The organism is Paenibacillus xinjiangensis (assembly GCF_059686975.1).
In genome coordinates this window covers 61,228-72,336 of record NZ_JCAALS010000032.1, presented here as the reverse complement: position 1 = coordinate 72,336, position 11,109 = coordinate 61,228, and the positions used below count along the sequence as shown (strand labels likewise).

Sequence of the window (11,109 nt, the reverse complement as noted above, 5' to 3'; positions counted from 1 at the left end):
AACAAAGTCGTTCAACTCGCTTTTCCTTTTTTTTTATTATACAACAAACCCAATGCCTACGCGGCATTGGGCTGTATTTTACAGAAACTGTATTCGTTTTGCAGGGCTCTCGGATAGGGAACTTTTTCCTGCGTTCCGCTGTCATCTTATTAGGGGGTGATGAAGCTGGAGACGCATTATTTGCAGCATCTGGCACTCGGCTATGACCGCAATGCTATTCTCGAAGACTTAATGAAGGACTATGGCAATGATATATGGAACTTTGCCTATTATCTAACCAAGCATGCGCAAGCTGCAGATGATATCGCACAGGATGTGTTCCTGGCTGTCTATGAACGTATGTATTCATTTCGTGGAGAGTGCGGGATGAAGAGCTGGCTGCTTACTATTACTCGGAATAAGAGCTTGTCTTATATAAAAACATCCTTCATTAGAAAAGTAACGCTTATGGATATTGTACCCTCTACAGCTATTTCCCCTTCCGCAGAATCGATTATCCTTAATCGGCTGGCAACAAGGGAGGTATGGCAGGCGGTCCTAGCTCTGCCTCGTAAATTCCGTGAGGTTATTGTGCTCGATTATCACTATCAGCTCCCGATTCGTGAAATAGCAGAGCTCCTGCAAATATCAGAGGGAACTGTGAAATCACGAAGCCATCGCGCCAGACGCAAGCTTGCAGCAATCATTGGAGCCGCAGAGGGGGGATGTGGAGTATGAGGATATCTGATCACAAGGATCACAAGGACTCGTCATGGGCGGAACAGCTGAAGGAATCCCCCTTCGAGCGCTCGCACTTCACGGAGGAGCTCAAGGATCGTATACGGGATCATGTTGGGAAGAAGAGAAGAGGCCGATTATGGGATAAAAGAATGCTGGCAGCTCTTATGCTTGGAGCTGCCATGGCAATCCTACTGCTTATTGTCATTCGACCTATAGGACATTCGCCTGCAGCCTTGGATTCACACAAGGTGAGGACTTCGTATTGGAGCAGTGGGAAGCTGCTATTCGAGGTTTTTCCTGATGGGGATTTCGCAGCTGGTAAGCCTGCTGGATTGATGGTGTCCTTCAAGGAGCCATTTGATGTTTATCGTGATAAGACGCTTTCTATTCAAGCGGTGCATCTGACAAGTGGATATGAAGTAACCTTAGTATCTGGTGATAGGATCACGGAGCCGAGCAGCGGCTATTCGTCGCTTGAGAGATATACGATTCCTTCCGCCGGCCTGCCGTTAAGCGGTAATTGGCGCATTGCTGTGAAGTGGGAGGGGGAATTGTACGGGGATGCTGTTCTGGAAGTTAGAGAGCCAGTATGGGAGGTAAGCCCAACATTCCCTTCTGTGGAGTACACGCTTAGAGGGGTAGAAGGGAGACTAGGCTTACTAGCCCCTGGATTTGTAGCCGGAGATACAAACAAGTATATGTGGTCTCTATGGGGGACAGAGGAGGAGCTAAGCGGAACATTCAGAGCCATTGCCGTGAAGCAGGGCAGCGAGCAATGGATAGAGCTGTTCACACACCGGCTGACTGAATCGGGTTCCCATTATGCAGATCGCTATTTTCCTTCGTCTCTTTCTCTCCCAGAGCCCGGTCTCTGGCGCATTATCGCCTATGTAGATGATCGGCTGTTCGGCAGCATTGTCGTAGATGCTGAAGAGAAGGAAAAGGTGTCATCGGACTAGCGTGAACTGCTGGCGGTAATAGGTCAATCATCTTGACACAGCGCTGCTCCTTCTTTATAATCGAAGCTAATCATGTTTATGAATAATTTGGGCGTTGATAAGGAGCAGTAATGTCGTGGGGCAAGGCTTAGAGAGCCGGCGGTTGGTGCAAGCCGGACCTGCAACGATGTGAACCTCGCCTTGGAGCCGTGCGTGTAAACCGCACCGATTGGCCTGCGTTAAAGGCGACGAGTGAGCGGAAGGCAAAGCATGTCAGCCGCTAACTAGGGTGGTACCACGGGAGCTATCTCTCGTCCCTAGCGATAATACGCTGGGGGCGGGAGTTTTTTTGTTTTTGGTAAGTGTACGCCTGCATGATGAAGAAGCATAACCTTGAGGGGGATACAGGAACATGAGTCAGGAAGAACAGCAATATCATGGATATAGTCCGCTTACAGTAGAACCGAAGTGGCAGAAATTTTGGGATGAGAACAAAACCTTCGTAACGACAGAGGATCCTGACAAGAAGAAGTTTTATGCACTTGATATGTTCCCATATCCGTCTGGTGCAGGGCTGCATGTTGGTCATCCAGAAGGCTATACAGCTACCGATATCGTATCACGTTACAAACGTATGCGCGGCTATAATGTTCTTCATCCAATGGGCTGGGATGCATTCGGTCTGCCGGCAGAGCAATATGCTCTTCAGACAGGACGTCATCCGCGTGAAATTACGGTGGAGAATATTAACAACTTCCGCCGTCAGATCAAATCACTTGGATTCTCCTATGATTGGGATCGTGAGTTCAGCACGACGGACCCTGATTATTACAAATGGACACAATGGATATTTATCCAGCTCTATAATAAAGGGCTTGCATACGTAGCAGAAGTGCCAGTTAACTGGTGTCCTGCGCTTGGAACGGTGCTTGCGAATGAGGAAGTTATTAACGGCCTGAGCGAACGCGGCAACCATCCGGTTATTCGTAAGCCAATGCGTCAGTGGATGCTCAAGATTACAGAGTATGCGGATCGTTTGCTTGACGATCTGGAGGAGCTGGATTGGTCCGAGAGCATCAAGGATATGCAGCGCAACTGGATCGGCAAATCGACAGGGGCTGAGGTTACCTTCGACATCGAAGGCCATGATGCTGCACTAGTCGTATTTACGACTCGTCCAGATACGCTGTTCGGCGCTACTTACTGTGTGCTTGCACCCGAACACGAGCTGGTTGGCCAAATTACGACTGCAGAGCAGCAGGCAGCTGTAGCTGCTTATCAAGAAACAGCAGCTCGCAAAAGCGACCTAGAGCGTACTGATCTAGCAAAAGACAAATCCGGCGTGTTCACGGGAGCTTACGCCATTAATCCGGTTAACGGCGTTAAGACGCCAATCTGGATTGCTGATTATGTCCTTGCCGGCTATGGAACAGGTGCTATTATGGCGGTACCAGGTCATGATGAACGTGATTGGGAATTCGCGAAGCAATTCGATCTGCCCATTATTGAGGTCGTTCAAGGTGGAGACATTGCTGTGCAAGCCTATGCCGGTGATGGACCGCATGTGAACTCGGATTTCATTAATGGCCTGAACAATCAAGATGCAATTGCGGCAATGATTGAGCACCTGCAAGGGTCTGGCAAAGGGAAAGGCAAGGTTACTTACCGTCTTCGCGACTGGCTGTTCAGCCGTCAACGCTATTGGGGAGAGCCTATTCCAATTCTTCATCTTGAAGATGGCACAATGAAGCCTGTGCCTGTAGATCAATTGCCACTGGTACTGCCAGATGTGGATGCGATCAAGCCGTCGGGAACAGGTGAATCACCGCTTGCCAACGTTACGGACTGGGTGAATACGATAGATCCTGAGACTGGCATGAAGGCACGCCGCGAGACGAATACGATGCCGCAATGGGCGGGAAGCTGCTGGTATTACCTGCGCTTCATCGATCCGAAGAACGAGAACGCAATCTGCTCCCCTGAGAAGCAGAAGGAATGGCTGCCAGTCGATCTGTACATCGGCGGAGCTGAGCATGCCGTGCTTCACTTGCTGTATGCCCGTTTCTGGCATAAGGTGCTGTATGATATCGGCGTAGTTGATACCAAAGAGCCTTTCCACAAGCTGGTTAACCAAGGCATGATTCTTGGCATGAACAATGAGAAGATGTCCAAATCACGCGGGAATGTCATTAATCCTGATGATATCGTTGGGGAGTTCGGTGCGGATACGCTGCGGATGTACGAGATGTTCATGGGGCCTCTTGAGGCGACTAAGCCTTGGAACACGAACGGCGTAGAGGGAACTTACCGCTTCCTCAGCAGAGTGTGGCGCCTATTCATTAACGATGATGGCAGCTTGAGCTCCAAAATTACGGATGGGGATACGAGCGCGGCATTCAAACAAACGTGGCATCGCAGCATCAAGAAAATTACCGATGATTTCGAAAACCTGCGGTTTAACACGGCAATCAGTCAGTTGATGATATTTGTCAACGAGGCCTACAAGACTGACGTGCTACCGCGCGAGGCTATGGCTAACTTCTTGCAAATGCTGTCTCCGCTTGCGCCTCATATCGCAGAAGAATTATGGGAGAAGCTTGGCGGCACGACTTCAATCACTTATGAGCCATGGCCTTCCTATGAGGAAGCTTGGACCGTAGACCAAGAGGTTGAGATTGTCGTTCAAGTGAACGGTAAAATTATCGAGCGCCTCTCCATTGCCGCTGATACAGATGTAGCAGAAATGGAACGGCTCGCCAAAGAAATCGACAAAGTGAAAGAACTGATAGAAGGTAAAACAATCCGCAAAGTAGTAGCGGTGAAGGGCAAGCTCGTTAATATCGTAGCAAATTAATACTTCATAAGAAGAGGTGAGCGGTCCTAGCGCAGTAACATGCTATTGACCGTTCACCTCTTCGCCGTAAAAGGAGATCGAAACCTTGGCCACATCCTCATCGAACTTGGCATGCGTCGTACGAATAAGGCGGTTGAATACGCCATTGGTCTCACAACGCAGCATATGAAGCGCCTTTGCAGTAATGCCCCCAGGAACGGCAACCCGATCCTGCACTTGGGCAGGCGTCATCCCGCCTTCGGTGAGCAGCAATCCTGTGCCGAGCAGCATAGCGCTTGCCAGTCTTAGCGCTTCATCACGTTCTATTCCCGTCTCTTCTACAGCAGCATCGACGAATTGCTCCAGCAGAAAGGAAAAGAATGCAGGGCCGCAGCTAGAAATGTCGGAGACCACACGCGTATAAGGCTCTTCAATCGTAAGAGGCTCACTGATATAGGCAAGCAATGATTCGAGCTTGCCGCTGTCAGCGCTGTCGACCCGAGAGCCATAAATGCAGAGAGTAGCACCGCTCCATACAAAGTTGGTTACGCTGGGAATTACTTTTGCAATTTTGCAAGGGAGAACTTCTTCTAGATGGGAGATTAGCACCGGGCTGGTAATCGACACGATCAGCTGACCGGGCTTAATGACTGGCAGCAGGTCATCGACTACTTTTTTGAATTCAATAGGCTTGACACACAGAAAAATAATGTCGCTACCTACAGCGGCATTCGCGTTGAGCGGCTCGGCTCTGATCCCAGGATAGCGGTTAGCCAAGGCTTTTGCCTTCGCAAAGGTTCGGTTGCTGATGACGATCTGGCTCGGTTCTAGTGCACCTGATGTGACAAAAGCTTCTATAAGCAGGCTTCCCATCGTGCCCGTCCCAATGAATCCGACATTCATGCATAGCCCTCCTTACTTCTTCATAGTTCATCTACTCCTCTAACCTATTCATCATGACTTGGCACATATGTCAGCTGATTCCATTTTTTTCTTTCTATATCTTATTAAGATTGGAGTGAACGATATGTTCAAGGGACAGATTCAGGAGCTATTAGCCACAAAAAAGCTGATCCTAGCCGTACTGCTTATGATCGCAGTTGGATTATTATGCGCTGCTGCAATGGCAGAGCCTAAACGACCAGCCCCAGATGGCTGGGTACCGCTTAATCGGGAGGTTGCTATAGCATTGGAGCAGCCGGCTGCAACAGCGGCCATGAATCAGGAGGGTGCGGAGGAGGCGAATGAAAAGACCGCGGGGACAGCTGGCGCGCCGGACATCGTGGGATCAATAGCGACGGAGAATCAAGAAACAGCAGAAACGACGGCCACTATGGAGACATTAGCGAGCAGGGATGAAGAGGGCAAGCTTGATATTAACCGGGCGACTGCTGCGGAGCTGGATGAGCTGAAAGGAATTGGCCCTGCCAAGGCACAAGCGATTGTTGCATATCGAGAGGCTAATGGATCCTTCCAATCGGTAGAGGAGCTGCAGGATGTTACAGGAATAGGCCCGAAAATATTACAGAGCATGAAAGATAGCATTGTCGCTCGTCCGTAATTATGAGAGAATAAGAGCAGGCAATAGGGAAGCATTCCCAGCCACTATGCAAGCAGCTGCCAAGGCAACTTTGTTCAGACATCACAGGCTTTCGAAATGGCGTTTTGCATGGCAAAAACGATTTGTTGAGGAGTTGTCCAAATGTCTGAACAAGAACAACGCAAGCTTTCTCTAGACACGCTATCCGTACACGGAGGCCAAGAAATTGATCCAACGACGTTCGCTAGGGCGGTACCAATCTACCAAACGACTTCGTATGGGTTTCGTGATACCGATCATGCTGCGAGCTTATTCTCGCTGCAAGAGTTCGGCAATATTTATACTCGCTTAATGAACCCGACATCGGATGTTTTTGAGAAGCGCGTGGCTTTGCTTGAGGGAGCTCCTGCCGCACTTGCTGTGGCATCCGGTCAATCAGCCATCACTTATTCCATCCTAAATATCGCTGGCGCGGGGGACGAGATCGTCTCTGCTACCAGTCTGTATGGCGGCACTTATAATCTGTTCTCTACGACGCTTGCTAAGCTTGGTATTAAGGTTGTATTCGTTGATCCTTCCGATCCCGAGAACTTCCGCAAGGCGATTACAGACAAGACCAAGGCTCTGTATGCGGAGACGATTGGTAACCCGAAGGGCGACATTCTTGATATTGAGGCCGTATCGGCGATTGCCCATGAGAACGGAATCCCACTTATTGTAGACAGCACATTCACTAGCCCTTACTTGCTTCGTCCGATTGAGCATGGCGCGGACATTGTCGTTCATTCTGCAACCAAGTTTATTGGCGGTCACGGCACTTCTATCGGCGGTGTTATTGTTGACGGCGGCAAGTTCGACTGGAAGGCGAGCGGCAAGTTCCCTGGACTGACTGAGCCAGATCCTAGCTACCACGGCGTCGTGTACACGGATGCAGTTGGACCAATTGCGTATATTATTAAAGCTCGTGTTCAGCTATTGCGCGACATGGGAGCGGCGATCTCGCCGTTCAACTCCTTCTTGCTACTGCAAGGCTTGGAGACACTGCATTTGCGGATGGAGCGCCATAGCTCGAATGCCCTTCGTGTAGCCCAATATTTGGAGTCGCATGAAGCGGTAGAATGGGTGAACTATCCTGGTCTGGAGAGCCATGCTTCGTACAAGCTTGCCCAGAAATATTTGCCGAACGGCCAAGGTGCTATTCTGACCTTCGGCATTAAAGGCGGTATTGACGCTGGCAAGAAGGTTATTAACGCAGTAGAGCTGTTCTCGCATCTTGCCAATGTAGGCGATTCGAAGTCGCTTATTATCCATCCAGCGAGCACGACGCATCAGCAGCTGTCTGCTGAGGAACAGGATGCAGCGGGTGTGACAGCTGGTCTGATCCGCTTGTCGATCGGAACAGAAGGTATCGACGATATTCTAGCTGATCTGGAGCAAGCGCTACGCGTTAGCCAACAGGGCTAGAGAAGAGTAGAATATCACAGTAGTCAGCAAGACCGAAGTAACATTTGTCTATAATAAATACAACTAGAGAATAGAAGTCTGACGATTTCTAGAGCAGCATAGGAAAGGAAGTTGGAACGATGATCAACCATACGCATGATGCGACGCGTAAAGACTGGGACACTTATTTCATGGATATTGCTTATATGGTGTCTACACGCTCGCGCTGTCCACGCCGCCATGTAGGAGCTGTTCTGGTGCAGGGCAAGAAGCTTCTCGGGACGGCCTACAACGGAGCTCCGATGGGTGTTCAAGATTGCTCAGAGGCAGGATGCATGATTGCGGAAGAGTGGGAGGTTAAGCTTGAGGAAGGCAAGGAGCAGATGGTGAAGAAGCAGCGCTGCATCCGCACGATTCATGCCGAGCAGAACCTGCTGCTGTTCACCGACCGTGCCGATCGTGAAGGCTCAACTGTGTATGTAACGGATCAGCCGTGCTGGACCTGCGCGAATATGCTCGCTAATAGCGGTGTCGAAGAAATTGTGTTCCACCGGAGTTATCTGAAGGATAGCGATAAAGTAAGTGTCCTTATGACGCAGAAGGGTATCGTGTTCCGTTCTTTGCAGGAATACGAGCCACCTGCTCAAGCGGGGATGACCGTTATTTCTTAAGCAGAACGTAACAAGAGCTATATTGCAAGATGAGGAAGAACCTCTGAATACGCCACTTGGCGTGTTTGGAGGTTCTTTTTGCTATACATTGGAGGCTCAATGACAAGGAGGTGTACGATATGAATAGAAGGCCTTTGCTGTGGTTCGCTGTTAGCTTTGTGTTCGGGAGCACGGCGGCCACTGGGCTTAGTCCCAGCGGAGCGATGCTTGCTGTTGGAGCGCTGACGGCTGTCTCGCTCATACTTGTGCTGTGCAGGCAGGCGACGTGGCAGCTCGCTGCCTTGTGCGCTTTGGGCTGTGCCCTTGCCGCCGGAGAGCGGATGTGGGCGGATGCCCGCAACGTGACGGCGCTGCCGGGTCTGCTCGCCGCCGCAGAGGCGGATGGTGTGCGCGCTTCCTATGAAGCGGAGGTGCAAGGCACTATTGTGTCCGCGGTCGAGGTCGACGGCGACCGCGCGATGTTCCGCGTGACGGCGGATGCCGTCCGCGTTCAAGGCGAGGAAGCGCCGCGCAAGCTTCGCGAGCGCTTCCTCGTGCATATCCGACTGGTTGAACAGTCGGAGCAGGACATCGCCGCGGCTTGGCAGCGCGGCGACCAAGTGCGCCTGACCGGCGAGCTGACGCTGCCGGCCACAGCATCGAATAGCGGCGGCTTCGACTACAGCCGCTATCTCCACAGCCAGCGAATCCACTGGCTGTTCAAGGGCACGGGCACTGGCGCCGTCATAGCCGCGCCAGGCCCAGAGTGGACAGCGGCCGCGCTGCTCGGCCGCTTCGATGCCGCGCGCAGCTGGCTCGGCGCGCATATGGACACCTTGTATCCGTCCAATCAGTCCGGCTACATGAAGGGGCTCGTCCTCGGCATACGTGAGGACCTCGACCCTGAGCAGTTCCAGCAATTCTCGCGGCTCGGCTTAACGCATATATTGGCAATTTCAGGCTTGCACGTAGGCGTGTTTCTATACGTGCTGGGAACGGCTCTGCGCTTTCTTCGACTAACGCGCGAGCGGGTGCTCGTGATACTGATGATAGCAGTTCCCTTCTACGTCATCTTGTCAGGAGGCTCGCCCTCCGTTGTTCGTGCGGGCATGATGGCTGTTCTTGGACTTGCAGCAGCCAGGATGGATAAGCTTAAGGACGGTCTGCACCTGTTGGCGGCGGCAGCTGTTCTGATGCTGGCATGGAATCCTCTGTTCATTGAGGATGTCAGCTTTCAGCTGTCCTTTATTTGCACGGCTGGTCTAATCTTAGGTGTGCCGCCACTGCGAAGAGCCATGCCTGCATGGCGTAGAGGGAAGGCAGGGCTTGATTTGCTGGCAGTAACGCTCGTAGCGCAGGCTGCTTCATTTCCAGTCAGTATTTATTATTTCAATCAGTTCCATCTCTTATCTGTGCTGGCTAACTTCATTCTGGTGCCGTTCATCAGCTTCATCATCATGCCGATCGGTGCAGTTGCGCTTATCATCAGCTCTATATGGCCGCTTGGCGGGAAGCTGCTCGCTGCTGCTAGCATATATGCCAACGAATGGACCTTCGTTCTTGTAGACAAGCTCTCGCAGGTTGATGCCCTGCGCTCGATATGGGCAACGCCTCCGCTATGGTGGATTGCTGCTTGGTATGCACTATGTGCTGCAATCTGCCGCATGCTGCCAGCCAAGACCAGCTTGCCACCGCCTGAATCGCCATCTGCTGATGAGACACTCCCGCTAGGAGCAGACGATCCGCATACAGCTGATCTGCTGAGCACCATGTATCCAGGTCATTCTAACCGGCGTGGCTCCAATTGGAAGGGACTAATAATCGTCATAGTTGCTGGAGCAATGCTCCTTCTGTATGCGTATTATCCAGACTTCGCTGACCGATCTGGCCGTGTACATATTATTGACGTTGGACAGGGGGATGCCATATATGTGCGAACACCAGGCGGTCTGCATCTATTGATTGACGGCGGCGGTACGCTGTCCTTCCGCAAGCCGGGTGAGGAATGGAAGAACCGGAGCGACCCCTTCGAAGTAGGGCGCAAAGTATTAGCCCCTCTATTAATGAAGAGAGGTGTGCATGCGCTTGACCTGCTCGTTGTTTCCCACTTGGATAGCGATCATATTCGGGGCCTTCAAGCGATAATGGAGACAATTCCGGTCAGAGCTATCCTGTGGAACGGCAGCTTGAAGGAAGAGGAGGATGCCTTGACGATCATGAGACACGCAGTAGCAGCGGATATTCCATTGTACGGTGCAGAGGCGGGACAGCAATGGTCATTGGATCGTGAGAGTGAGCTAACCATCCTATGGCCGCCTGCAGATCGAGACCCAGCGATTCCTATTCCTGAGATAAAAGAACAGAATCCTATCAGTGTTGTCCTTCACCTGAAGATGTACGAGCATGCCTTTTTATTCGCAGGAGATATCGATGCGCAAACCGAGAAAGCGATAAATCAGCTCTGGTTCGATACATCATCACCATCACCATCGCAAACAGGAGAAGCCTCATCATGCTGCCAGTATGCAGACGTACTCAAAATCGCTCATCACGGCAGCCGCTTCTCCACTTCAGAGCAATGGCTGGCACGATGGCAGCCATTCAGTGCGGTAATATCCGTTGGTGGATCGAACAGCTACGGTCACCCTCATCCTGATGTGCTGCAGCGGCTTGCAGACCATTCGGTAGAACCACTCAGGACCGATAAGAATGGCGAGGTCAGCTATTTGGTGAATCCAGAAGGGTTGTATGTACGTACAGTTAAGGGTAACATGCAAATGGGACAATAGTCGTAACTCGCTATATACGGAGTTCTATTTTTTTGTTATTCTTTAGTGTGGAGTTTTCTATTCTAATATAAGAAATATAACCAATTACGAGTTTCGCTGCATGCTTCATCATCGATGCAAGTGCATGATTACCCTTGGCAATATATTCCACTTAAAAAAATAAAGTTAAATTACATTAAGCAGTGCAACCTTTGAA

The 11,109-nt window shown here is 50.9% G+C and carries 8 protein-coding genes and 1 other annotated feature; of the genes, 7 read left to right on the top strand and 1 reads right to left on the bottom strand.

The window, feature by feature from the left end; genetic code table 11:
* Positions 1–159: 159 nt before the first annotated feature.
* The 3 genes from AC6ESP_RS25225 (at position 160) to leuS (ending at position 4,512) form a co-directional block, all read left to right on the top strand.
* Positions 160–717, top strand: coding sequence for an RNA polymerase sigma factor (locus AC6ESP_RS25225; RefSeq protein WP_497099494.1), 558 nt, complete (start codon positions 160–162; stop codon positions 715–717).
* On the top strand, positions 714–1,679 hold the full coding sequence (locus tag AC6ESP_RS25220; RefSeq protein ID WP_497099493.1) for a DUF4871 domain-containing protein: 966 nt from the start codon (positions 714–716) through the stop codon (positions 1,677–1,679). The genes AC6ESP_RS25225 and AC6ESP_RS25220 overlap by 4 nt, the downstream gene beginning before the upstream one ends.
* A gap of 85 nt (positions 1,680–1,764) precedes the next feature.
* Positions 1,765–1,980 (top strand) — a binding site (T-box leader).
* Between the two features lie 90 nt (positions 1,981–2,070).
* Positions 2,071–4,512 (top strand): leucine--tRNA ligase, encoded by a 2,442-nt coding sequence (gene leuS / locus AC6ESP_RS25215; RefSeq protein ID WP_497099492.1) that lies wholly within the window; start codon positions 2,071–2,073, stop codon positions 4,510–4,512.
* Positions 4,513–4,554: 42 nt separating this feature from the next.
* Here leuS and comER read toward each other — a convergent pair whose 3' ends face one another.
* Positions 4,555–5,394 (bottom strand): late competence protein ComER, encoded by an 840-nt coding sequence (gene comER / locus AC6ESP_RS25210; RefSeq protein ID WP_497099491.1) that lies wholly within the window; start codon positions 5,392–5,394, stop codon positions 4,555–4,557.
* A gap of 124 nt (positions 5,395–5,518) precedes the next feature.
* On the opposite strand from comER, the gene AC6ESP_RS25205 reads away from it, so the two are divergent.
* The 4 genes from AC6ESP_RS25205 (at position 5,519) to AC6ESP_RS25190 (ending at position 10,913) form a co-directional block, all read left to right on the top strand.
* Positions 5,519–6,052 carry a ComEA family DNA-binding protein gene (locus tag AC6ESP_RS25205; protein ID WP_497099490.1) on the top strand — a complete coding sequence of 178 codons (534 nt, stop codon included), beginning with the start codon at positions 5,519–5,521 and terminating at the stop codon, positions 6,050–6,052.
* Between the two features lie 141 nt (positions 6,053–6,193).
* A complete protein-coding gene (locus tag AC6ESP_RS25200) occupies positions 6,194–7,495 on the top strand; it encodes a homocysteine synthase (RefSeq protein WP_497099489.1) in 1,302 nt (433 codons plus the stop codon).
* Between the two features lie 119 nt (positions 7,496–7,614).
* Positions 7,615–8,145: a deoxycytidylate deaminase gene (locus AC6ESP_RS25195; RefSeq protein WP_497099488.1), complete on the top strand. Its 531-nt coding sequence runs from the start codon at positions 7,615–7,617 to the stop codon at positions 8,143–8,145.
* 119 nt (positions 8,146–8,264) lie between these two features.
* Positions 8,265–10,913, top strand: coding sequence for a ComEC/Rec2 family competence protein (locus tag AC6ESP_RS25190; protein ID WP_497099487.1), 2,649 nt, complete (start codon positions 8,265–8,267; stop codon positions 10,911–10,913).
* Positions 10,914–11,109: the final 196 nt, after the last annotated feature.